The organism is Shewanella sp. M-Br, assembly GCF_036245925.1.
GTDB lineage: Bacteria > Pseudomonadota > Gammaproteobacteria > Enterobacterales > Shewanellaceae > Shewanella > Shewanella oncorhynchi.
In genome coordinates this window covers 1-24,692 of the sequence record NZ_BJBV01000015.1, presented here as the reverse complement: position 1 = coordinate 24,692, position 24,692 = coordinate 1, and the positions used below count along the sequence as shown (strand labels likewise).

Below are 24,692 nucleotides of genomic sequence, written 5' to 3'. Positions count from 1 at the left end.
GCTACCCTTGCATCTAGCGCGCTAGACTTGCGATAATCCGAGCCGGTTAAAACTCAAATCAACATAAACCTATTCATCCTTAGGCGATCTTCGCCTACCGACTCGCATAGCATGCCAGTCTCTATTGGAGCCCATATGTCACAATCAATCGCTAACCGTCTCGGTGCTATTCGTAACGAATTAACATCTGCTAATCTCGATGCTTTTATTATTCCCCGTGCCGACGAATATCTGGGCGAATATGTGCCAGCACATAACGAACGTTTGTACTGGGCAACCAACTTTACCGGTTCGGCGGGTATGGCTATCGTATTGAAAGATAAAGCCGCAATATTTACCGATGGCCGCTATACGGTTCAAGTTCGTTTGCAAGTCGATGCCACACTTTTCAGTTATGAAAGCCTAACCGATACACCACAAATTGAGTGGTTATGTGACACGCTACCAGCAGGATCTCGCGTTGGTTTCGATGCGCGCTTACACACCTTAGCTTGGTATGAAAATGCCAAAGCAACCTTAAATAAATCCCAAATCGAATTAGTTGCAGTTGAACAAAACCCTATCGATTTGCATTGGCAGAATCGGCCAGCACAGTCGAACGCGCCTATCACTTTGTTTAGCAACGAGAGTGCTGGTAAAACCAGCCTGCAAAAACGCATTGAAATTGGTGCCTTAGTAAAAAAAGCCGGTGGTGATGTTGCCTTAATCGCCGCCTTAGATTCTTTCTGCTGGCTACTCAACATTCGCGGCAATGATGTACCGCGACTACCCGTTGTACTCGGCAGTGCTCTGGTCCACGCCAATGGCGATATGCAGCTTTTCACCGATTTAAGCAAACTCCCAGAGGGCATTGAGGAGCATGTTGGCGCTGGCGTAAGCTTTAAGGGCGAGGCATCTCTTGCCGATACACTCGCCAGCATGCAGGATGTAAAACTACTGGCCGATCCGAATTCTGCAAACGCTTGGGCACAAAACATTGCCCGTGAGGCAGGAGCAAAATTGATAGCTGGAATCGATCCTGTCGCTTTACCTAAAGCGCAGAAAAACGCCGCAGAACTGGCCGGCATGCGTGCCTGCCATATCCGCGATGGCGTCGCAGTGAGTCGATTCCTTGCATGGCTCGATGCCGAAGTGGCGGCCAATCGCATGCACGATGAAGCCACCCTTGCGGATAAATTGGAAAGCTTTCGCCTAGAAGATGAGCGTTACCGCGAGCCAAGTTTCGACACGATTTCAGCTGCCGGTCCTAATGCCGCTATGTGCCATTACAATCACAACAATGGCACACCAGCCATGATGACAATGGACAGCATCTACTTAGTGGATTCTGGCGCTCAGTATATTGACGGCACGACAGATGTGACCCGTACCATTGCGATAGGTGAAGTGACCGATGAGCATAAAAAAATGGTCACGCTGGTGCTAAAAGGTCATATCGCGCTAGACCAAGCACGCTTCCCGAAAGGCACTTCAGGCCAGCAGCTCGACGCCTTCGCCCGCCAATATCTATGGCAACATGGCTTTGATTACGACCACGGCACAGGCCATGGTGTGGGCCACTTTTTAAGTGTGCACGAAGGTCCACAGCGCATAGGCAAGAATGTTAACGCTATTGCCCTGATGCCAGGCATGGTGCTTTCCAACGAGCCGGGTTACTACCGCGCCGACGATTTCGGTATTCGCTTAGAAAACCTCGTCGTCGTTCAGCACTGTGAAGCACTTAAAGGGGCTGAGCGTGAAATGTATGAGTTCGATGCACTGACGATGATCCCTATGGATTCGCGCCTTATTGATAAGAGCCTGTTAACGCAAGGGGAAATAGACTGGTTTAATGCTTATCATCAGCAAGTCTTCAATACACTTTCTCCGTTAATGTCGGGTGATGAATTGGCTTGGTTAACTCAAGTGACTAAAGCAATTTAGCACTCCGCTGATAAGTAGCGATTTAAGTCGTTATATTAGTCACTTACACACTATAAAATAGAACGCCCAAGGCAATTAGCATTGGGCGTTTTTTTAGCGCTATCTGTGTGTTTTAAAACCCACGCCTTATTTCAAAACCATGATTTCAAAACACGATTTAAAAACACGATTTAAAAACATGAGTCGCTAAACCATAGTAGGTTGTGCCATCGGCTGGTAAGCATCATCCAGCGATGCTTTAGACAACACTTCAAAGTCCTGATGAATTTCAATAAAACAATCGACTAATTCAGGGTCGAAATGCTGACCTTTGCCTTCAATAATTAAGTCGATAGCCTCTTGGTGGCTAAAGGGCCGCTTATAACATCGGGGAGAAGTCAGCGCGTCATAAACATCAACTAGGGCCACTATCCTCGCCGAAAGCGGAATATCTTCACCTTTCAAACCAAGGGGATAACCACTACCATCCCACTTTTCATGGTGACCCGAGGCAATATCGCGGCCCATCTGAATAAAAGTACATTGGGGCGCATATTCCAACAAACTGCGTAGCACTTGTCCCCCGATCACAGGATGAGCTTTAATTTGCTCAAACTCCTGCGGCGTTAATTTACCCGGTTTAAGCAAAATCGCATCGGCAATACCGACTTTACCTATATCGTGCAAAATGGCCGACAAACTAATGTCTTGAATATAATCTTCGTTCAATTCTGCAGGAGGATTGGCGGCCAGTAGTCGCTGCGACGCGAGCATTTTCGAATACTGCCGCATACGTAGCAAATGCGCGCCCGTTTCGTTATCTCTGTATTCGGCGAGTTTAGCTAAGCCTAATACGGTAGCTTGGCGTGATGCTAAGGTTGAATCGAGTGCGTCAGCCAACTTACCTAATAAATAAGTGATGGTTAACGTCAACATGGCATTGGTCACGATAAAATTGACCACGACAACGGCCCAAATACCGACACTATAACCTTGGGTTTCAGGCCAATTGAGCCAATTAAAATGATAGGCAAAACCAATCAATACCAAACTTAGCCCATTCAAACACTGGGCATATAAGCTGGCTCGATTTCCTAAAAAAATACCGACTAACGGCGGGAAAATAAATAACCAGAAAAAACCAGCTCCCGAAGGGCCAATCGCAATTAAAAAACCGATGCCGATAGCAAAACCCAGCAAGCAGCCACAGCCAAAACGCGTACTATCAGCAAGCTTAGGAAAATACAGTAAAAGCAGTAAAAACAGATAAGCCAGCGTATCAAATACCACCATAAACCAGAGATCGGCGATGACGCATAAATACACACTAGTGATATATACAGGCACGCAGAGAATCGCTAGAAAGCCAAATAAACGTTCAAAGATCAAACGTCGCCAATGTGGCAGTGCCGCCGCTGTTCCCAAGGACGCTGTGGCTAATTTAGTTACACCACGCCTAAGTGATATCGCCATGGGAAGTTCCTCTTATGTAGCATTCCCGCTGTGAGCTAATGAAGTAGAAGAGCAAAATCAAGATACACCGCTGAAGCAAGGAAAAAATAAGCCATCTTTTGTTGCCCATTAAAGAATAGACTAAGGCCAATAAAGCGCTCCATGAATACTGCGATATCAAGCCGAATCAACGACATTAGCCCAATATCATCGAACATAATTTATATTTAAGATGAATGACAAATACCCACTCAAGACATAAAAGAATAACCCTATACAAAATACTAGAATTAACGATTTAACAGGATAAACGCTCGTTTAACTCCACATTCTCGCTACTTAAAAACTTTATATATTGCAATAGCTTATAAATACGACGAACGATTGATTTTCACCAGTCAGCCATGAGAAACCGCTCTCCTATACCCACACAAAAATGATACTCTTATCACATAACAAGCTTACTCCGATGAGAGTCAGCACAAGAAAATTCGCGCCTAACACCGCGTCCTGAACCCTAATGAACCACATCGGCCCTGAATGGACACACTAAATGAGCCAGAGTAACGCCTCAGCGAATAAAATAGTTAATACACAGAGATCAGATCAAGAAATCCGCTTAACACCACAGGATGAACTCATTTCCACTACAGATACCCGCGGTATCATCACTTACGTTAACGCCCGTTTCGCCGAAATCTCAGGCTATAGCGCCCAAGAATTAATTGGCAGTGCCCACAATCTGGTGCGCCATCCGGATATGCCGAGCGCCGCCTTTAAAGAAATGTGGGAAAAACTTAAGTCAGGCCAATCTTGGCGCGGCATAGTCAAGAACCGCTGTAAGAATGGTGGCTTCTATTGGGTTGATGCCTTTGTTTCGCCCTTGTTTGAAAACGGCACTATTATCGGTTACCAATCGGTACGCATTCAGCCTCAAGCCACCTACGTCACGAAAGCTAATGAGATTTACCAAAGACTCAAATTAGACAAATCCATTCCTAAACCCTTAAGTTTAATGCAAAAACGTATCGTATCTGCGGTTGTAGCCTCCACAGGTTTACTGATCGCTGGCTACTTTTGGGGCTGGGGCGTAATTATCGCAGGGGCAATTCTGATGAGTTTAAACCTCGCCATTTTCTACGATGAGGCTTTTCGTATTCCCGCTAAACTGATTGAAATGCAAAACAAATATGACTCTATCAGTCGTTACATTTACTCGGGTGCAGATACCTCTTCTATCCTCGATTTCCAGCTCATCATGCTACAGGCCAAAATGAATGGCGTACTGGGGCGCACCCAAGATCAAGCCAATCAATTACATGCAATTGCCGATCAATTAGTGGTCGCGACCGAGCAAACCTATGTCAGCCTAGATCAAGAGAAAAATCAGCTAGAACAGCTCTCTGGCGCGATGGAAGAAATGAGTTCAACCATCACAGAAGTGGCGCAGAATACACATCTCACGTCCACCAGCATCAATACCGCCTATGATCTCTGCCTTAAAAGCAGTGCCAACATGAAGGCCAACACTCAAAAAATGGAGCAACTGGCAAAGTCTGTTGCCGATGCCACCAACAATGCCCATCAATTAAATAAAGAAGCCGAGCAAGTCGCTAATGCGATGGGCGAAATTGACTCGATTGCCGAGCAAACGAATCTCCTCGCCCTCAATGCCGCGATTGAAGCTGCCCGTGCGGGTGAGCAAGGCCGTGGGTTTGCCGTGGTCGCCGATGAAGTACGCGCTCTATCGAGCAGAACCCAGCTATCGACCAACAGTATTTCTAAGAGTGTCGATAAGATGTTCACTATGCTCAACGCATGGGCCAAAGAAATGGAACAAAGCCGTCAACATGCGGAGCGTTGTGCCAGCGATATTCAACTGTCCGCCGACAATGTAAACACCATTTACCAAGAAGTGAGTGATATCCACACCTTTGCCCAACAAAATGCAGTGGCAGCCGATCAACAGCGTCAAGTGGTCAATGAGATCGCCAGTAATATTCACTCCATCACCCATGCCAGCGCCGAGAACTTAGCCGCAACCCATCTGATTGGTGATGCAGCCCATCTTCTTAAACACAATGCCGAAAAAGCCCTTGGCCTGAGGCGCACCTTCGGTTAAACATAAATACAAGATCCAAAATACCGCAGCCTAGGTTGCGGTATTTTCTAATATAGCGAGCTTTAATCCGTATTGTTGAGTCCATATTTTACTCAACCCTTGTATAGATCAATAAGACCTAGCCCACCTGAACCAGTGCCAAGCCTTTTATCCCCTCCTGATGAAATGGTGCAGATAAAATGCCAAAACACTAAAAAGTACAGGTTTTAACCGAAATTTTTGCTATACTCCGCGCCCGCCATTTTTCTTATAAAATCTGTGTGGAAGAATGAGCCAGCCGGTACACCTCTCTCCTTTAGACGAGTGATAAAGAGGCTAGTGGCGCTTGAATGTTTGAATAAGTGAACGATAGGAATCCAAAATGAGATTTGAATCTTTTAGTTTTTCCCCCGAGATTTTGCGCGCTATCTCAGATTGCGGTTATCAACAAATGACGCCTATTCAGCAGCAAGCGATACCTGCTATCCGCCGCGGCCAAGATGTCTTAGCCAGTGCCCAAACCGGTACGGGTAAAACCGCCGCTTTCGCGCTGCCGATCCTGCAAAAGATGGTTGAAAAACCAAGCGAAACGCTAAAATCGAATGCCCGCGTATTAATCCTTACGCCGACCCGTGAGCTTGCAGCTCAAGTGGCTGACAACGTTACGGCTTACTGCAAATACTTAAACTTCAGCGTCTTAACCATATACGGCGGCGTAAAGATTGAGACTCAAGCGCAAAAGCTGAAACGCGGCGCCGATGTGATTGTTGCCACCCCAGGTCGCTTACTTGAGCACCTTACCGCCTGTAACTTAAGCCTGTCGAACGTCGACTTTTTAGTGCTAGACGAAGCCGATCGCATGCTCGACATGGGCTTTAGCGCCGATATCCAAAAAATCCTTCAAGCGGTAAATAAGAAACGTCAAAACTTGTTATTCTCGGCCACTTTCTCAAGTGCGGTGAAAAAACTTGCCAACGACATGATGGTTAAACCGCAAGTGATCAGCGTTGATAAACAAAACACTACAGCCGACACCGTTAGCCAAGTAGTTTATCCGGTTGAACAACGCCGTAAACGCGAACTGCTTTCTGAGCTTATCGGCAAGAAAAACTGGCAACAGGTATTGGTGTTTACTGCGACCCGTGAAGCCGCCGATACACTAGTCAAAGAATTAAACTTAGATGGTATCACATCTGAAGTGGTCCACGGTGAAAAAGGCCAAGGCAGTCGTCGCCGCGCCCTGCGTGAGTTTGTGGCGGGTGATGTGCGCGTACTGGTTGCCACCGAAGTCGCCGCCCGTGGTCTGGATATTCCAAGCCTTGAATACGTAGTCAACTATGACTTACCTTTCCTCGCAGAAGATTATGTACACCGTATCGGTCGTACAGGCCGTGCAGGAAAAACAGGCGTAGCCATTTCATTTGTGAGCCGCGAAGAAGAGCGCACGTTAGCCGATATCGAAAAATTGATTGGCCAACAGATTCGCCGCGTCACTGTGCCAGGTTATGAAGTTGGCAGCCGCGAATTGCTATTAAAGCAATTACAAACCCGCCGCAGTTTTGCCAAAAAGCAACAAAGAACCGACAACGTCGGCGCTCAAGTTGCTGCTGAGAAAAACATGCAGGGCCGCCGCGTAAAAATGAAGGTTGGTCAAGCACCGAGCAAGGCAAAAAAACTTAAGTAATTATCCGTTGATTGATATTATCAGTGTTTGTCAATATTGATAAAACAGCGATTTTAAAGCGTCCATAACCGGACGCTTTTTTATACTCACTCAATAATAACCTTGGTAACCTTTATCTCACCGTATTATGTTACCCAATAACGCTTGAAGCCTTGTTTCATTTATACTATTTTCGCCTCGCCACCCCGCGAGAGGAAGCATAATATCCGATCGAGTACTTCCAGGGTATTTCACACTACAGATATCGGTAAAATGGGTGAATCCATCATATAAAGGTTTTACATACGGATTTGGCATAATTCCCAATTCAGCCAATACCATTAATTGTCCGCGAAAACTATATTTCTCATAGTTAGGAATAATTTTAGCTTTCTTGATGCGCTGTTCTAATTTTCCAGGTGTTTCATCTTGAGGAGCTTGACGGATCATATCGATTAACGATATCAATATACTGATATCCTCTGACGTCGGAGTACAAGGTGAAATGGCAGTAAACTCCTCTAATTCAACGAGATTGCCACACCACCTTTCATTCCATACACTCCCAGCATAGCAACTGAATATTTTATGCCCTTTTTCTATCCAAACATTTCTTCTTATTGAGCAAACGGGGCAAACATCCCCTTCGCTGACCATTTTATGTTCTGGAACCGCTTGAGCGAACAAATAACTTAATATGGGTTGTCTTCCTCTTGGAAAACTTGAAAAGCCACATATATATGCCGAAATCAAATTCTCAATCGATAAGTGAGGATGCTCAAGCAACGTTTTATAAGCGTTAATACATTCATCATGACTATATTTGATTATCTGATTAACAGGATAACCACTCTGTTCAATTGTTAGTATTTCTGCATTAGATAAACCGGCATTAGAATAGTATGTAGTCCCAGACTCGCAATCAAACTGATCTCCATTATCTATTCTTTGCATATATCCATTTTCGTCTTTGATATAAGACTTTTTAAAATAGATTTTCTTTAATATTTTAAATAATCCCTTATCCATTTACAGCTCCCGTGATTGAATATTGAAGTGCAATACAATTTATCGATGACCACGTTGAACGCCACCATAGCGCTCCAAATACTTCACCATTTTTTGACTCATGGCGGTATAACTACCCATATGAAACTCGCCATGCCAATGGGCCAGCTCAACAGGAAGGTGACCTAAGTTATTGGCATGATGGACATCGGCCCCAGCTTCAACCAGTAACATGAGAATATCGAGTAATTGCAGTTGGCAGCAATGCAATAAAGCCGTCATATTTTGTGAGTCGATATATTCGACATCAACACCCTGTTTGATCAACTGTTTTACGGTAATGATATCGTGTTTTACCACTGCATCAATTAAGGCTTGCCCCATCAGCTTGTCGCTCACTCGTTTTAACCACTCTAACACTACGCTGTAATCGCGATAAAATCCAAATGGTTACCGTTATAAATACCTCACCAACAAACCCCATCGGTATCACATTGGTGCAATCATCTGCATTGGCTTGTAAGAATGTTCGGCAATTGCCGCTCTTTTAATGCTCATACCCGTTTAGTGCTAACTCGAACCACTCTATAAGCGAGTAAGGCATAACAAATACAGATTTACGCAATATCTCTTTGTCTAAAACGAGGGAAATATTAACAACAACGACTTAAAAAACGAAGAAAACAAAACCAAATTAAGGACTTTATATGCAAACCACTTCGATGTTACACAGGTTTTACTTCACAACCATCTTACTACTAACAAGTCTAACGGCTATGGCGCAACCCATTGCTAAGGATGAGTTTTCCATCAGTCCGCTACTTAATGGTCAGCAAATCCCTAAGGTAAACTTACAAGATATCAATGACAAAACGGTCGATTTAGCAGAATTAACCCAGCAAAAACCGACCATCTTTTTCTTTTACCGCGGTGGCTGGTGCCCATTTTGTAACAATCAAATGGGGCAACTAAAAGCGATTGAGCCTGAGTTATTAAAAATGGGCTTTCAGTTAGTGGGGATTTCACCCGATACGCCTGCTCAACTTAAGGCTTCGGCGGCAAAAAATGAACTTAAATATCTGCTGCTTTCCGATGAAAAAATGCTGGCATCCCAAGCCTTTGGTTTAGCTTTTTACACTAGCGAAAAAGTGACTGAAACCTATACCGCACGCCTTAAGCTCGAGAATCCTTTATGGATAACCCCAGAAGGTGCCAAACGTTTAGTCTTACCTGTACCCGCCATTTATATCAGCGACGACAAGGGATTGATTCATTTTCAATATATCAACCCAAACTACAAAGTAAGGCCCGCGCCAAAGCTGATTTTAACCGCCGCGAGTTTGGTGGGATCGCAAGAATAAATATCGGTTTAACGACCGCTTTGCTAAACTAGCTCCGCCGCAATCAATATCGTCCAAGTTCAAATAGATAACATCACTTCAGCCCGCGGCGGAGTCATAATGAATTCTCAAACCTATAACCAAGCTGTGCTCGAACTCGCCCTTGCGGGTCTTGCCGATTTAACCGCTTCAGCACAGACCAAGAAAGCCCAGCGCACCTCTGCGCAGGAAAGTCATTTTTTGTGTAATTGGATGGTCGAGTCCTTAAAGGAAAAACGCTTTTCTAAACTGGTAGCCGACGATCTCACGGCTTGGATACGTTTGGCTCGCAGCCAAGGTGCGGGCGCCGAACTCAAGCGTTTACTAGAAAGGATAGTGTATCAATATCAATCAGTTGAGACATCTGAACCCGCTTTAGGCACGGCATTAAATGCCATGATAGAAACCTTAAAACAAGCCGATTGGTTAGTCTTTACTGACACTGAAATCAGTGCCAAGCTGAAACTCGATGGTGATGGTCAATCTAGCTTAGTGATTGATGCCAAAGAATTTAATCAACATATTAAAGACAATCAGCTGATCAAGCCAATCAACTTATATGTCCGCGCCGATGAACAGACACTAACGCGCATCGCCCTGTCCCATGGGTTATTGCTCAGCCAAGGCAATAAAAAAACTAGCTTGATTAAGCACCATAAAACCTATCAAATTTTCCCTAAAAATCAGCAACCTGCCCTGTGTCAGCTATTGGCTTAAGGTGTAATAGCGAAAAGCAGAAAATAGCTTGAATATGGCGGATGTGACTGATTGTGATCCAATAAACAATTCATTCACATAGTTTAGGTAGAATGACCATCGGATAGGTCTTGGCTAAAGCAGAGATAACAAGGATAAAAGCAATATGGTTAAGCGATGTTTGCAGTATAAACACTTAGTTCGATTTGCCTTGTTCACCCTTTGCTTGACTCAACAGCACGCCTTTGCGGAACAGCTCAAATACAATATCACTGGCTCCTATTCTTGGTATCCGTATTTTATCGGCGACCAAGCCGAGGCGCCGGGGATGATCACTGAGCTTATTCCGATGATTTTATCTATGGCTGAAATCAAAGGTGAAATCCTCGCCCTGCCGCCAAAGCGCACCAATAATGCGCTAGAAACTGGTCAACTCGACTTTGATATCGTCAGCCCTAGTTGGTTTGAAAAGCAGGATTTAGGGCCGCTGTTTGTCAAATCGGCCCCCATAATGCAAATCACTGAATATGTGGTCACATTGCCAGAGAATGTCAGTAAATATAAAGATATCAGCCAGATAAAAGGCCAAGAAATAGGTACAGTGCGCGGTTATTTATATCACGACGATAAAGATTTTATCCGTGCTGACTTTACCTCAGAGCAGGAGCTGATCAAAGCCTTAGATAAACACAGAGTCAATGCCGTTATTGCTGGTAATTACCCAGCCTTGTATTGGTCGACTCCGTTGCGGATCCCTGTCGCACTGGCGGCAGTGCATTCTGATGGTGACTTAGTGTTTAGGTTGCGAAAAGAACATGCCGATTTGCTTCCTGCCATCAATCAAGCCATAGCGACACTGAAGGCCAATGGTAAAATTGACGAAATCATCAAAAAGTACACTCAAACGCTGGCAAGCTAATTTCACGCTAGCTATATGAGATATTTGCGATAAAAAAGCGCCCGAAGGCGCTTAATCAATATCAATAAGGTAGCAGAATCTCAGTTTGACCATTCACAAGGATCATAATTAGCGAGGACGGCCGCATAGCTGTGACTCAATCCCAGAGTCGAGTAGTAATAACCTTTCCCCTGATTGTCCACTGCATAATGGATATCCTCGGCCCCAAGCTGTTGTGGTAATTGCTCACGCACATTGGCTAATGTAGGCTCATCATAAAGATAGGGGGCAAACGTCAGTACACTCTCCAGATAGACCTCAGTATGGCGGCAACTATTGCGACGGATCTGGGCAATAATCGCCTCAAACGCTTCACCCCGCTCCAATGCTAACCATTGCTCAGCGTAACGTTCAACTATGCTTCTGTCGGAATAGAAGAAATACCGCTTATCCGACAAACGCATCTGCACATCCTTGTAAGCCTCATTGAGGATCAGGCGAATATAACTGTTAACCGTTTGCTCACTATCCCACTCGAGCCCTGCCACGGCGGCGATTTGCTCCGCCGTGACTAAGCGTCCGTGTTGGCTAAATACCCTGATATAACCGACAAGTTCAATCATAGTGTCCAACTATAGAGTTCAACTGGGTAACAGGCCTCGCGCCGCCAATCTATCGGCAACAAAACCTAGGCTAAACTTGTCGAGAGTGGCCCGAGTTGGCGCACCGGTTTGAATATCCCAACCAAAGGCTTCATAGAACATGTCCAGCGCCGTTTGCATGTCAGCGCGGTCCATCTTGATGGTGCCCTCTTGACCGAAGTTTTTATCTGGATTCAAATCATAAACCCAGTCACTGAGCACATCATGCTCTTCGCGCATATTGCTTTCATTCATTTGCAATACGGTTAAGGCACGGTGTAAATGCAGCACTCTTTCCGCCTTAAAGTCCAATTCCGTTTCTGTGGTTTCAATCCCAGTCACTAAACTGAACATCTGCGATTCAATGGTGCTATCGCCTTCATAGTTGCGATTTTTATCCGGTGATGCCAGCAGTGGGAACATCCAATTACACAGTGTCAGAGAGTCATGTAATACGTTTTTCACCAGCGACCATTTTGCAAAACGGATCTTAGCCACATTGATTGGGGTATACCAATTCACCTTATCGAATGCACCTTCACCCCATTTTTTCTCGGCAATCGCCACTGTCATATCGTGTGGCAAACCACTGTTAACTATGTTGATGTGGGAATGGCACTGAGCATCACGGTTAAAGACGACGTTGATTAACGTACCCACCTGACCCGCGGTTTCACTAGCATGGTGCACGGCAGCATTAGTTTTCTTGTTGAATACCTTAGTGGCACTTTCTTTGTGAATATCCCAATTACCTAACTTGGGATTGGTTCCATCTAAACCCCAGCGCTTGATCAAATCATATAAGCCGTCGGCCATATGGGAAATTTCACCTTCTTTAAACGCCACTCGGCGATAAAAATCAAGTAAGAAAGCGGGATCTTGGTTATCCCAGAGCGCCCAAGGAATACTATTAAATTCATCTTCAGGTAATAAATGCTTAAACATATCCTTTGTTTTTAGGAATTTAAATAGATGAGAAATGGAGCCATAGTTACACCAAATACCATAGTCATCGAGAATATGAGCCCCTAAAGCGCCCGCCATCGCATGTGCTTCTGTACCATTTTTGGTGCCCATTAAATACTGTGGTACGAGGAATCCCATACAGACGTTAGATATATGTTCGGTTTTACGACCGTATTTGCTTTTCAATTCAGGGACTTTTAGCTCGCAGAAGCAACGTATTGGGCATGAATGACAGCCTCCCGTACGCTTCATCCACTTATTGGCATATTCCACACCTATGTAGCTTTCTGCCATTGAAGTTCGAAACCCAATACGATTGCGTTCATTCCATGGCACTTCGCCTAAATCAATTTCTTGATCGGCAGCGCCCCACTTCAAACCGGGCCGAGATTTCCAGCGGCTGATGGGTGCTGAGTACTCAGCCCAAGATTGCGGCGTTGAAGGAACGACACCATTATTGTTGGCACCGATAATACCTAAAATATGGTCATCTAAGGCACGCATCTTTTCATTATTGGCGGCGATTTTAACGGCGCCAGTGCCGATAATGCCGATCCCTTTACAATTTTTTGACCCCATTACCGAGCCATGACCGCCTGCTGAGTGCCCGCCCTGAGTCATAATGACAGAAAGAGGCACTTGGTTTTCACCCGCTTGGCCAATCGCAGCGACTTGTGCATTGGGTCCCATCATTTGCGCGATCATAGCGTGGGTATCAAATATACCTTTGCCCCATAGGGCGTCAGCAGGTTCAATCGTGACCTTATCATCCACAATTTTAAGCCACACAGGGCTGCTCGCTTTGCCTTCTATCGCAATAGCATCGAAACCCGCAAATTTCATTGCGGGTGAAAAATGCCCACCAAAGTGACCATCGGCAATCAGATGTTTTTCAATGACGGGACTACGGGAAGTAATGGTTGTTCGTCCAGTACAAATAACGCCTGAACCCGTTAATGGTCCGGCAGAAAAGACAATAATATTATCTGGGTCGATTGCTGTAATATTATCCTTATGATCATCCCACAATATTTTATAACCAATCCCCATACCACCGATATAGTCATAATATTTATTGATTGGCTCATACCATATATGATTAGTTGTTAAATTAACTCTGAGGACCTTACCCGCCCAACCACCTATTTTATCACTCATATTATTTCTCCTGAATTTAAGAAACTAAGCCGGTATATTTTTCGTATTGTTCTAATGCAGCTTCAGCCTCTTCCCAGTTATAAAATTTAATTGCACCTGTAGGACAAACTTGCGCGCAGGCAGGTTTACCGTTACATAAATCACATTTGACGGCTTTCATTTTACTGCGAACAACTTTAATGACTTGCTGAGGACACTTATCTGCACAATAACCACATCCGACACAACGTTCTTCATCAATCACTTTGGCGCCAGTCTGTTCATTCGTTGAAATAGCTTGCTGTGGACAAACTTCAGTACAGACTTCGCAGTGGCGACAAGTGGAAGGAACAACGGTTTTATCGCCGCATTCTCCTCGTTGTATTTCATAGTCAAATTGCACACCATGTGGGCCATAGTTCATATTTCTTTCTACTTTGACGCGGGCAAGTGTCGGACTGCTATCCCCTTCATGGTTCCAACCACAGGCAATTTCACAGCGTCTGCAGCTAACACAAACCGTAGGGTTCACCACCATGAGTCCACCAGGCATGACTTCTACTATCTCTTGGCTATTACTGTCACTGCCACAACCGGTCAGAAAACTTATTAATGTTCCGCTATAAACTGTACCGACAGCAACGCCCATACCGCCTTTAAGCATTCCTCTTCTGGTAATCATATTTGATCCTTTATTAGTCAAAGCAATATAATTAAAATATGCATACACTTTGATTCCCGACAATTTATGCTAAAGTAATTATGTCTTTGATTTTTAACCTGCGTCACAATTACCCATATTGGGGCATTATTAGATCAAGTTACACGACATGCATCAGAGTAACGTTTTCAAGAATTAACAATTAAACATCTAGCAAATTTAAATAATGCCTCACTTCAAATTACCTTAATATAATTAACAAATAAATTTTAAATTTGGTTAATTAAGTGCAACTCGACTCATAACTAAGTTAATATCTATACCGCATACATTCCGATTAGAGTCCCGACAGAATCTAATTAAAAAGGAATGGAAAATGATGAAAACGAATACCCGTTCTCAATGGAAAATCTTTACGCCAATGGCAGTCGCAGTCTGTCTGATGACAGCCTGTTCCGATGGTGACGATGGGAAAGAAGGTCCACCAGGGATTGTGAGTATCAGCATTGAACAAGCGGATAGACTCAAAGCGACAATAGAAAATGTGGTTATCGATGCACAAAACCATGTGCAGGTCGATTTCTTCCTCAGCAATGCCAATGGTATTGCGGTCACAGGACTAGAAAACCTGAAGGAGCTAGATACCTTAGGTGTCGGTATTGCCAAATTAGCACCGCCGCAGAAGCACTATCAAATCACCCAAGCCGCGGCTAATGCTATGGCAACAACTGGCACAGAAGTCATTAACTCTGCAGCAAGCGCGACAGATGCTGCGTTGCAATGGACCAGTTACATCAATAATCAAGTAGAACCTGCCACAAATGCCCAAGCGAATGCACAGACTCAGTGGCAAGCAGGCATTGAAAGCAACTGTAAAACGGCGTGTCTAACCTCCTTAGGCGCGGGCCAATACCGTTACACTTTGAGTAAACCACTCACGGGTTACTCCCAATTTACGGGGATAGATACCCAGTACTCGCCTGAGCTCACCCACAGGATTTACCTAGAGTTAAAACCGTTAGCAAATAGCCCAATTGACACTCAGTTGATCAACAGCGTGTACGATTTTGTTCCCGCCACAGGACAGACAGTCGCGGCGGATATGGGCCGTAAAGTGATCGCGCCGGAACAAGCCTGTTTTCGATGCCATAACCCAGACTTAGCCAATACCGATACTCGCCTTTTGATGCACGGCAATAAACGTTTTGCCTTTGAGGGCTGCGTTGTCTGTCACACGACTTACTCTGGCGATCCTGAAACGGGTAATAGCATTGATATGGCGACATTGACACACCAGATCCACCAAGCCAAATATCAAATTGTCGGTTACAAGGGGCAGCTATATGACTACGCCAATGTGACCTTTCCCGGTGATATGACCCAATGTCAGCAATGCCATATTCCCGGCGCAACGGCGCAAAGTGGCAATAGTAATATCCCCAGTAAAACCGCGTGTCTTGACTGTCACAAAGCGCAAATTCCCGCAGATTGGAATGGCACTGTAGCGGGGTTATTCCACAACAGGGAAATTTTTGCCAACCCATGGGCACTGGGCTGTAGCGGCTGCCACCCTGATAGCACTAATCCTGAAGGTGTCGGGCTTTTCCACAATGCCGCCGTGAAAACAGCCACTAAGCTGGTGAGCGATTACCAACTTAAGTTACTGAGTTCGCAGCTAAGCGTTGAAGCTAAGACCCTTGCGGTGACATTGCAAGTGCAGCAAATGGAGCAACTGCCCGCCAGTCAACCTATGATAAAATCCTTCTGGTTGATTGCCACAGGTGAAACAAATAGCGCGAATATGCCAATCAATAACGGCCAGCGTAAAGTGTGGGATTTATTAGCAAACACCAGCGACGTGGCCTTAAAAATTACCGCGCCCAATCAGCTAACCGTCACTATATCTAACCTGTCGGCTGCCGATTTTGGCGATCTGAGTCAGTCAAAACTCTACAGTAAACTGGTGCTCTGTGCCGATAAAAATACCGGCTTTGCCGTTAACTGTAATATCGCAAATCAAGAGGTGAGTCTCAGTGCCATTAATTCGCTAAGCCTGCAAGGTCAAGCTGTTACGGCAAAAGCTAAGGTCGATGAACAGGCCTGTCGCCAATGTCATGATCAAGGATTAGAAGATAGAGTTCTGTCGGCGCATCAAATGAAAGGAATTTTTGAACCCAATAGCAGCTGTGGCACCTGTCATGCACCGCAAACGGCAACCGCACTGACCGATGGGCAATGTCAAAGTTGCCATAGTAATGATGCAATTATGTATCTCAATGCCAATGTGATGCATACTCCTGGGGCCAGCCAAATCAAGCCCTATCGCACCATCAACAATACTTTGAGCTACAGGGAAATGGTGCATTCACTGCATGCGGGAACCCGCACTGTAGTGGGTTTTGATAACCCACGTCCCGAACTCACTTACCCTAATGCAAAGAATAACTGCAGTGTTTGTCATAGCACAGGACAGCTCAGTCTCGAGGGGCTAAGTGCACAGCAATCCCTGTTAGTTGCCACACCCGATGCAGCCAACATAGGGCAAATTGCTGAGTACTCACCAACCTTAGCAACCTGCACTGCTTGTCACACGCTTATCGATAGTTTAGTCGTCCATGCACGCAGCTTTGGCGGGGTTTACCAAAGTGATGCCAGCGGTGGTCGAATTTACCAATCAGGACAGGAGTCATGCGCAACCTGTCATGCCGAAGGTCGCTCATCGGGGGTCGACAAGGTACACAAATAAGCCGTTAGATTTGATTTAATGCCAAAAAAAACCGCTCACCATAATGGTGAGCGGTTTTATTTCATTCGTCCTATTTATCAATCTTTTGTCCGCACAAGGCTCAAAAGAGCAACGGCGAGCGCTTTACTTGATTTGACTTAGTTTAATGTCGTTGAGATTAAGGCTTGAGCACACTTTGGCTCTCTACTACCTGCGTTTGGCTATAGTCCTTAGGTCTAGAGTTCGACAAGGTAACACCACTTAAGGCTTCGGCGGTTAAGGTGTTATTACCGTTCAATAAATCATTCAAGGTTCCAGAGTCGCCATTCACTAACCCTAACTCCCTGAGCATGGCATCGATAACAGGCGCATTGGCGCGATAGTTTAACGCTGCACTGGTCACTTGCTCTGCGATGCCACCTTGATGGTGAGCACCTTCGCCACCCACAGCAAATTGATGACCTGCACCATAACCTTGAAGAATCTTAATACCTTCGATGTTTTCTAACGGCTTAACGGCTTGGGCCACAATTTCAGGCAAGGCCTTCAAAATGGCGAGGGATTTTTGCAGGGCAATTTGCTCATCACTCAAGACGTTTTCGGCTTCGTAAAGCGCTTGTTTACCTGCAGCTTCAACGGCATAGACTTTTTCATCCGCTTCAGCCTGCAGTTTTTTCGCATCGGCACTGGCGCGCGCTTCAATCAGAATCGCACTCGATCTGTCTTCAGCGGCACGTTTCTCAGCTTCGGCCTGCACTGTTACGCCGACTGCATCACGCTCAGCTTCCTTACGGGCATCAATCACTTCAATCTCTTTGCGACGATTAGCTTCTGCCACTTGGCGCGCTGTGATTACCGCTTCTTCTTTTTCAACTTTCAGTTTTTCGGCTTCAGCTGCACGGGCACGAGCTGCTGATTCTTCTTCAGATTTGGCCGCAACCGCAATGCGTTTTTCCTGCTCAGAAACTTCGATATCCCTTTGCTGTTGAATGCGCGATTGCTCAATCGACTTATACTTTTCAATCTCACGGGTTTCGATATCTTTGGTCTTTTCGATTTCAGCGGTTTCAATGGCGCGCTCTTTGGCAATCTCGGCTTCGCGTTCTTCACGAGCCTTGTTTTCTTTCTGCTTAATGATCTCCGCTTTTTGATCGGCGCGTTTAAATTCTAACGACTGTTGCTGGATCAGGCGCGCTTCTTCTTCCGACTTTTCAATCTCTAGGGATTCCTTTTCAGCTTCGAGGTTACGCTGCTCGATCTTAATGCGGTTTTCCTGCTGAATATCGTTGGTTTCCTTGCGCTTCTCTTCGATAATCTTCGCCAGACGCGCACGACCTTCGGCGTCAAATGCGTTGTTTTCATTAAAAAACTGCAAATCAGTTTGATCGAAACCCGTTAATGAAACCGATTCGAGTTCGAGACCGTTTTTCTCAAGATCGTTGGCGACGTTATTTTGCACCCGTTGCACAAAATCGGCACGCTGCTCATGCATTTCTGTCATGGTCATTTCGGCGGCCACGGCACGCAGCACGTCGACAAACTTGGACTCCATCAGCTTTTTAAGCTCTTCAACACGGTTTGTACGCGTGCCTAAGGTTTGCGCTGCCATTGAAATACCATCGGAATGTGGGGCTACACGCAAGTAGAAATCGGCCTTCACATCGACACGCATTCTGTCCTTAGTGATTAGCGCATCTTTCTGGGTTTTCTCCACTTCGATACGCAGAGTGTTCATGTTTACCGAGATGGTTTCATGTAATACAGGCAACACAATAGCGCCGCCATCTTTAATGATTTTCTCACCACCAAAGCCGGTACGCACAAAGGCCATTTCTTTGGTTGCACGTTTATATAGCTTGGCGAAAATTAACCCGATCACAATCAGGCCGAGTAGCACCATACCCGCAACGAGCAAAATAAAACTACCGGATGAACCTACGTTTGTTAACACATCCATTTGATTTCCTTTCAATTGATTTATGGCTTGGGAAGATTAATTATCAAAACGCGTAGCAGACCAGACTCGGCCTTCTCGCTTAAGCAGCACGACTTGAGTGCCTGAGGCAAACTCGATATCCGAAGTTTCGGGCTCGACTAAAACGTAATGTTTTTGTTGATGTTTATCGCGAACGACAGCTTCAGAGGGCATGCCTTTAATTGCGCAACCTAAGGTGATAGTGCCGACATAGCCGCTAAGATCATCTAGCGAGATCGCACTCGATTCATTTTTAGGCAAATGATCAGCAAGCACTCGGCCAAAATAACGGCAAGAAAATGCACTGGCGACAATAGCAATGGGTAAAGTGAACAGTTGCGGCAGTAAAAAACCGGCAAGACTAACACTGATAAAATTGACGATATAACCCGCAATCGCAAAACTGGTCAGCGCAAGCACAAACCAAATAAGTAATGGGAGTCTATTTAGGCACAGCCAACCGGCAATGCCCGTGAGTCCACCCGCGCCCACATCAGCATCATATTCCACATCAGCAGGTACCCATTGGTCTAACGCACTTAACATGCTTAAACCTATGAATAATGCGAAGACTTCAAACACACCAAGGGCCAGTACGCAGGCAAAAGCTATGGTGTAAGGTAAATTAGGCTGTTCAACTAAAAACGCCCACATAGTCATCTCCTTGAACAATACAGCATTCCATTTATTTCACTGTAATTATCGACTTAACCACAACAGAATAGCAAGGCAAGCACAATTTCCAAACTAAAAATTGTCCCTAAAATAGATTTTGACTATCACTCTGCTGCGCCAAAATCGCGTGGCCATCTTCGCTACGAGTACCCTATCGAAAACCACTTTAACACTACAACTCTCTTTTTAACTTACCCCGCTAGCGCTGCAAATAGCCGTAATCGCCATATATGGCGTGGATGCCATTTCTTCAGGAGCAATAAATGGCCTTGCCTCAAGTGCGTTACTATAGCGTTAATATCAGCCCACTGAGTCCTGCATCTTCAGGTTGTTTGAGTATGCTGTTGACGTCATTGTATTATCATCCTGTTATTGTTATTTATTCGCGCAGAATTTGATGCGCCAGAAGGGAAATTCCATGGACTCACCCAAGAGCAAAGTACCAACACCAAGTTACGATAAACTGACAGCACATTTTCAAAAAATTTCTCACTTTGAACATTTCAGCGCTCTAGGTGACTGGGATCAAGCAGCCATGATGCCTATGGGCGGTAATAGCGATCGCGGCGATGCAATGGCTGAACTGGCGCGACATATCCACACACTCAAAACCTCAACCGTCTTAGCCGAACACTTACACAGCGCGACGGACGAATCTCTCACAACGGAACAACAAGCTAACCTGCGGGAAATGCAGTACCAATATCAACAGGCAAATTTAGTGCCCGGCGCTCTCGTGCAAGCCAAAACTAAAATGGCCTATCAATGTGAGAATGCGTGGCGTGAACAACGTAAAAATAATGACTGGCAAGGCTTTAAACCAAACCTTAAAGCCGTAATTGCACTTGCTAAGGAAGAAGCGCAGATCCGCGGCGAAGCCCAGAATATTTCCCCCTATGATGCCCTGCTCAATAAATTTGAGCCGGGAATGACCTCGGCAAAGCTGGAGCAAACCTTTGGCGGACTGAAAAATTGGCTACCGACACTTATCCAAGAAGTGCTGGCTAAACAGGCAAACGAGCCTAAGTTAACGCTAAATGGTCCCTTCGATGTTAGCGCGCAGCAAGCCCTAGGCCGAGACGTAATGGATTTTCTGGGGTTTGACTTTAACCACGGTAGGCTGGATATCAGCAGCCATCCATTCTGTGGCGGCGTGCCAAGCGATGTACGGATAACGACTCGCTACAATGAGGCTGATTTCAGTAGTGCAATTATGGGCATAATCCATGAAACAGGCCATGCCAGATATGAGCAGGGTTTACCTCAAGCGTGGCGTGGACAACCTGCAGGACTGGCGCGTTCTATGGGTATCCACGAGAGCCAGAGTCTATTCTGCGAAATGCAACTCGGGGCAAATCCGGCATTTTTACGCCAATTGCAGCCTAAAATTGCGCAACATCTTCATTGTCATTTTAGCGCCCAAGAATTAGCACAGCATTACACCCGCGTAGCGCCCGAACTTATCCGCGTCGATGCCGATGAAGTCACCTATCCTTGCCACATTTTACTGCGCTTTGAGGCAGAAAAAGCCTTTATCGACGGCAGCTTAACCGTAGATGATTTGCCTGACTTTTGGTCGACGCAGATGCAACAACTGCTGGGGATTAATACCGATGGCAACTACCAAGACGGTTGCATGCAGGATATCCATTGGGCCGTTGGTGAACTAGGGTATTTTCCCAGCTATACCTTAGGCGCCATGTATGCCGCCCAATGCCGTTTTGCGATGGAAAAAGCCTTAGGACCAATTGAAACCCTGATCGATGCAGGCAAGTTGAACTCTGTATTCCAATGGTTGAGTGAACACATTTGGTCTAAGGGATCTTTGCTCACAACCGATGAACTGATACGCCAAGCAACGGGCGAAACCCTAAATGGTCAATATCTTGAGCGTCACCTGCGCCAACGATATCTGGGCACTTAACCGCTGCTAATACTTATACCCAAGCTACCTGAAGAGTCGAGTTTCAGAGCGCCTAGGGTGCATCAATTCAAGGCGCATCAATGACAGAATGTCGGCCACCTTTTGAATTGATGCAACACGGAAGTGAAGTGCCCTAGGCGCTCCGTCCCGGCGGCTGATGTTAACCACGGGGTAACGCACTTTATGCTGCGTTGGTTACTTTTAACTTAGCCCGCTAGGTCTGCAAATAACCGCCTTGCCTAAAGTGCGTTAAATTCCCGCTGAATCCTGTATCTTCAGGTTGTTTGGGTATACAAGCGCTGAAAGCTCAATTTATAAGGGTTTTAAAGCGCTTTATATTACCGCTGGAGCCTGCATTTTAACGCTGCTTGAGGTTATAATGCCGAGCTTATTTGAATCAGGACTCTTTCCACGGAGTTCCTTCAACAGGACTCTTGAAACAGGATAAATGTCAGCCATGTTACTGCGTGCAATCACCCCAGAGGATTGGGATGCCATTTTAGCGATCCAAGACGAGTGTTACTCACAACTGGATCCTGAGCCACTGCACGTCCTGCAAAGTAAATGGCAGGTATCACCTCAGTCCTGTTTTGTGTTCGAAGTGGATAAGTCGGTTGTCGGTTATTGCTTGGCTCACCCATGGACCGCCAATATGCCGCCAGCGCTATATCAGCCCATCACCCATTTACCCAAGGCTGATACCTTATACCTACACGATATTGCGATTTCGGCCAAAGCCCAAGGTTTAGGCGCTGGCGCTAAGGCGCTGACCCGCCTAACACTATTGGCGGATCGCTATAATCTCAATTCCTTATCCCTCGTAGCCGTACAAGGTGCCGACAGCTATTGGCTTAAAATGGGTTTTAAACCTAAAGCAATCGATAAATGCCTTGGCAGCTATACTAACGATGCTATGTATATGATTTATAAATTTAATCATAGAGATGAAAAATGAATCCAACCCTAACCACTATCGGTTTACTTTGCTTAAGTAATATTTTTATGACCTTTGCTTGGTACGGGCATTTGAAAACGCTAGGCTCAAAACCTTGGATTATTGCGGCCTTAGTGAGCTGGGGTATCGCCCTATTTGAATACTTGCTGCAAGTGCCTGCTAACCGTATCGGCTACACAGTAATGAATGTCGGCCAGTTAAAAATTTTACAAGAAGTCATCACCTTAAGTTTGTTTGTCCCCTTTGCCTATTTCTATATGAAAGAACCATTGAAGCTCGATTATCTGTGGGCAGGACTGTGCATCTTAGGTGCTGTGTATTTTATTTTTAGAAGTGAATTTAATTAATTTCAGACTTATTTCAGGAGAGCTCCCCCATGGCCCGTCAAGTCACTTATACCTTCAAAGGTAAGACTAAAACTATCGCCTTTAGCTACGACAAACACCATGATTTATATGAAGCTGTGGCCGAAGCCGAAGGCATAGATCTGACCAAATTTTTGGCTATGGAACAACAAGTCGCCATGACATCTCGTAAAGGTGCTAAGGCTGAAAAAGAATTCAGGAAAGTAGAGTTTGCCCGCTTTGGTTTTAGCAATATCCACTTTGTCAGAGATGAAGAACCTGAAGCCTAGGCTAATGTATTAATTGTTTTTTGTATTAGCTGTAAGCACTTCAATAACAGGACACTGTAATGCTCAATACCGAACATGCTAACTTCCCCCGCGCAGGATTCTTCCGCCGCCTAGGCGCTGCAATTTACGATTCGATGTTAGCCGTGGCCGTCTATATGGTTGCGGGCGCAATGGGCTTTGGGATTTTCTACGGCCTCACCGCTTCAGGACTGGCTGGCATGAATGGCTTTGAACATGTCTCAGATGCACTCAATGGCACGCCAGTTTATCAGGGAATTTATCAACTCTGGCTTGCCTTGTGTGTCGGCACTTTCTACGCATTATTCTGGAGTAAGGGCGGTCAAACCTTAGGGATGCGCGCTTGGCGGCTTAAAATTCAGCATCCTAATGGCCAAAACTTAAGCCTGATCACTGCCTACGCTCGCATCATTTGGTCACTGCTCGGCATTGGCAATTTATGGATTTTAATCAATGATGATAAGCGCGCACTGCAGGATATGATGACTCGCTCAGAGGTGGTCGTACTGTCTAAAGAAGCCAACCAAATGCGTAACTGGCACGGCGCTTAGTAGTCAAAAGTATGATTAAAAAAACTGGGCTAAATAAGGATATGCTTTGATAAACAATATGGATAAAAAAACTAGCTCTGATTTACTAATTATTCTGGCTATGTTCTTTATAGCTATAGCGTTAATAAGTTTAGGTTGGATTTTTGGAAAATATGTAAACTCATCACTAATCGGAAATTTATTCGACTGGCTTGTTAAGTTCGTAACTATTTTAGGTGGATTTGCTACTGTGTTCACTGCATATATAGCCGGAAAAGCTTTGAATACATGGAGAACACAGTTTGAACACTCTGAACGATATAAAGCTATAGTGGATTTAGAAAAGTCTTATAGACAATACATAGATAGTTTTTACATTTATCTTGATGCCCATATAAATTCTTGTGGATTGGAAAAGGAAGCTAAACTTTCTACTAAAAATAGAGATATTGCTTTAAATTTAAACGATTACAGGGCCTCATGGGAACAAGCTAATGACCAATTTCAGAAATCATATCAATGGGCTAGAACATTTTTAATTGCAGAAGATATTGAAAATTTAGAAGGATATAGATATCAAAAGAATGAGCGCGAAGGAACTTCCTATTTTGAGAATACAAATATTCTGATGCAAAAAATAATACAATCACCAACGATACAAAATCGTGAAACTTTTCAAATTTATTCATTTGAACTGATGAAAGAATTACTCGCATTAAGAAAAAAATGAACGAATGAAACTTAATAAAAAA

Annotated in this window: 21 protein-coding genes; 13 read left to right on the top strand and 8 right to left on the bottom strand. The window is 45.0% G+C overall.

The genetic code is table 11. The features are described from left to right. Positions 1-135 precede the first annotated feature (135 nt). Positions 136-1,923 carry an aminopeptidase P family protein gene (locus AAA952_RS13605; protein ID WP_338257755.1) on the top strand — a complete coding sequence of 596 codons (1,788 nt, stop codon included), beginning with the start codon at positions 136-138 and terminating at the stop codon, positions 1,921-1,923. A gap of 186 nt (positions 1,924-2,109) precedes the next feature. Here AAA952_RS13605 and AAA952_RS13600 read toward each other — a convergent pair whose 3' ends face one another. Further along, the gene (locus AAA952_RS13600; RefSeq protein WP_168822982.1) at positions 2,110-3,375 is read right to left on the bottom strand and encodes an HD-GYP domain-containing protein; all 1,266 of its coding nucleotides are present in this window, start codon (positions 3,373-3,375) and stop codon (positions 2,110-2,112) included. 532 nt (positions 3,376-3,907) lie between these two features. Here AAA952_RS13600 and AAA952_RS13595 point away from each other — a divergent pair. Both AAA952_RS13595 and AAA952_RS13590 read left to right on the top strand, forming a co-directional pair. Continuing rightward, positions 3,908-5,476: a methyl-accepting chemotaxis protein gene (locus AAA952_RS13595; protein ID WP_338257752.1), complete on the top strand. Its 1,569-nt coding sequence runs from the start codon at positions 3,908-3,910 to the stop codon at positions 5,474-5,476. 361 nt (positions 5,477-5,837) lie between these two features. Beyond that, positions 5,838-7,139 carry a DEAD/DEAH box helicase gene (locus tag AAA952_RS13590; RefSeq protein WP_338257749.1) on the top strand — a complete coding sequence of 434 codons (1,302 nt, stop codon included), beginning with the start codon at positions 5,838-5,840 and terminating at the stop codon, positions 7,137-7,139. 117 nt (positions 7,140-7,256) lie between these two features. Here the strand turns inward: AAA952_RS13590 and AAA952_RS13585 are convergent, their stop codons facing one another. Both AAA952_RS13585 and AAA952_RS13580 read right to left on the bottom strand, forming a co-directional pair. After that, on the bottom strand, positions 7,257-8,147 hold the full coding sequence (locus AAA952_RS13585; protein ID WP_338257747.1) for a hypothetical protein: 891 nt from the start codon (positions 8,145-8,147) through the stop codon (positions 7,257-7,259). Positions 8,148-8,186: 39 nt separating this feature from the next. Further along, complete coding sequence (locus AAA952_RS13580; RefSeq protein ID WP_338257745.1) at positions 8,187-8,525, bottom strand: ankyrin repeat domain-containing protein; 339 nt, start codon at positions 8,523-8,525, stop codon at positions 8,187-8,189. Positions 8,526-8,833: 308 nt separating this feature from the next. On the opposite strand from AAA952_RS13580, the gene AAA952_RS13575 reads away from it, so the two are divergent. The 3 genes from AAA952_RS13575 to AAA952_RS13565 all read left to right on the top strand — a co-directional run bounded on the left by AAA952_RS13575 (position 8,834) and on the right by AAA952_RS13565 (position 11,120). Then, the gene (locus tag AAA952_RS13575; protein ID WP_338257743.1) at positions 8,834-9,487 is read left to right on the top strand and encodes a peroxiredoxin-like family protein; all 654 of its coding nucleotides are present in this window, start codon (positions 8,834-8,836) and stop codon (positions 9,485-9,487) included. A gap of 99 nt (positions 9,488-9,586) precedes the next feature. After that, positions 9,587-10,222, top strand: coding sequence for a DUF2913 family protein (locus AAA952_RS13570; RefSeq protein WP_131523605.1), 636 nt, complete (start codon positions 9,587-9,589; stop codon positions 10,220-10,222). A 145-nt stretch (positions 10,223-10,367) separates the two neighbouring features. After that, a complete protein-coding gene (locus AAA952_RS13565; protein WP_338257740.1) occupies positions 10,368-11,120 on the top strand; it encodes a substrate-binding periplasmic protein in 753 nt (250 codons plus the stop codon). A gap of 80 nt (positions 11,121-11,200) precedes the next feature. Here AAA952_RS13565 and AAA952_RS13560 read toward each other — a convergent pair whose 3' ends face one another. The 3 genes from AAA952_RS13560 to AAA952_RS13550 are packed head-to-tail and all read right to left on the bottom strand — an operon-like array spanning position 11,201 to position 14,525. Then, positions 11,201-11,722: a hypothetical protein gene (locus AAA952_RS13560; protein WP_028761343.1), complete on the bottom strand. Its 522-nt coding sequence runs from the start codon at positions 11,720-11,722 to the stop codon at positions 11,201-11,203. A gap of 18 nt (positions 11,723-11,740) precedes the next feature. Next, positions 11,741-13,864 carry an aldehyde ferredoxin oxidoreductase gene (locus AAA952_RS13555; protein ID WP_263178123.1) on the bottom strand — a complete coding sequence of 708 codons (2,124 nt, stop codon included), beginning with the start codon at positions 13,862-13,864 and terminating at the stop codon, positions 11,741-11,743. Positions 13,865-13,880: 16 nt separating this feature from the next. Then, positions 13,881-14,525 (bottom strand): 4Fe-4S dicluster domain-containing protein, encoded by a 645-nt coding sequence (locus AAA952_RS13550; protein WP_105251824.1) that lies wholly within the window; start codon positions 14,523-14,525, stop codon positions 13,881-13,883. A 355-nt stretch (positions 14,526-14,880) separates the two neighbouring features. Here AAA952_RS13550 and AAA952_RS13545 point away from each other — a divergent pair, with 355 nt between their 5' ends. After that, positions 14,881-17,250: an OmcA/MtrC family decaheme c-type cytochrome gene (locus AAA952_RS13545; protein ID WP_338257736.1), complete on the top strand. Its 2,370-nt coding sequence runs from the start codon at positions 14,881-14,883 to the stop codon at positions 17,248-17,250. A gap of 157 nt (positions 17,251-17,407) precedes the next feature. On the opposite strand, the gene AAA952_RS13540 is transcribed toward AAA952_RS13545, so the two are convergent. Continuing rightward, positions 17,408-19,186 (bottom strand): flotillin family protein, encoded by a 1,779-nt coding sequence (locus AAA952_RS13540; protein ID WP_263195724.1) that lies wholly within the window; start codon positions 19,184-19,186, stop codon positions 17,408-17,410. 36 nt (positions 19,187-19,222) lie between these two features. After that, on the bottom strand, positions 19,223-19,858 hold the full coding sequence (locus tag AAA952_RS13535; RefSeq protein WP_028761348.1) for a YqiJ family protein: 636 nt from the start codon (positions 19,856-19,858) through the stop codon (positions 19,223-19,225). A gap of 439 nt (positions 19,859-20,297) precedes the next feature. Here AAA952_RS13535 and AAA952_RS13530 point away from each other — a divergent pair, with 439 nt between their 5' ends. From AAA952_RS13530 to AAA952_RS13505, 6 genes are all read left to right on the top strand, one after another. Further along, positions 20,298-21,803, top strand: a complete 1,506-nt coding sequence (locus AAA952_RS13530; RefSeq protein WP_338257732.1) for a carboxypeptidase M32 — start codon at positions 20,298-20,300, stop codon at positions 21,801-21,803. 457 nt (positions 21,804-22,260) lie between these two features. Continuing rightward, a complete protein-coding gene (locus AAA952_RS13525; protein ID WP_338257899.1) occupies positions 22,261-22,758 on the top strand; it encodes a GNAT family N-acetyltransferase in 498 nt (165 codons plus the stop codon). Further along, complete coding sequence (locus AAA952_RS13520; protein WP_006082592.1) at positions 22,755-23,105, top strand: DMT family protein; 351 nt, start codon at positions 22,755-22,757, stop codon at positions 23,103-23,105. Before AAA952_RS13525 ends, AAA952_RS13520 begins: the two co-directional genes overlap by 4 nt. A 29-nt stretch (positions 23,106-23,134) precedes the next feature. Then, entirely contained in the window at positions 23,135-23,392 is a 258-nt protein-coding gene (locus AAA952_RS13515; RefSeq protein WP_006082593.1) for a DUF2960 domain-containing protein, read from the top strand. A 59-nt stretch (positions 23,393-23,451) separates the two neighbouring features. Further along, complete coding sequence (locus tag AAA952_RS13510) at positions 23,452-23,961, top strand: RDD family protein (RefSeq protein ID WP_131523600.1); 510 nt, start codon at positions 23,452-23,454, stop codon at positions 23,959-23,961. Between the two features lie 58 nt (positions 23,962-24,019). Further along, a complete protein-coding gene (locus AAA952_RS13505; protein WP_338257722.1) occupies positions 24,020-24,670 on the top strand; it encodes a hypothetical protein in 651 nt (216 codons plus the stop codon). Positions 24,671-24,692: the final 22 nt, after the last annotated feature.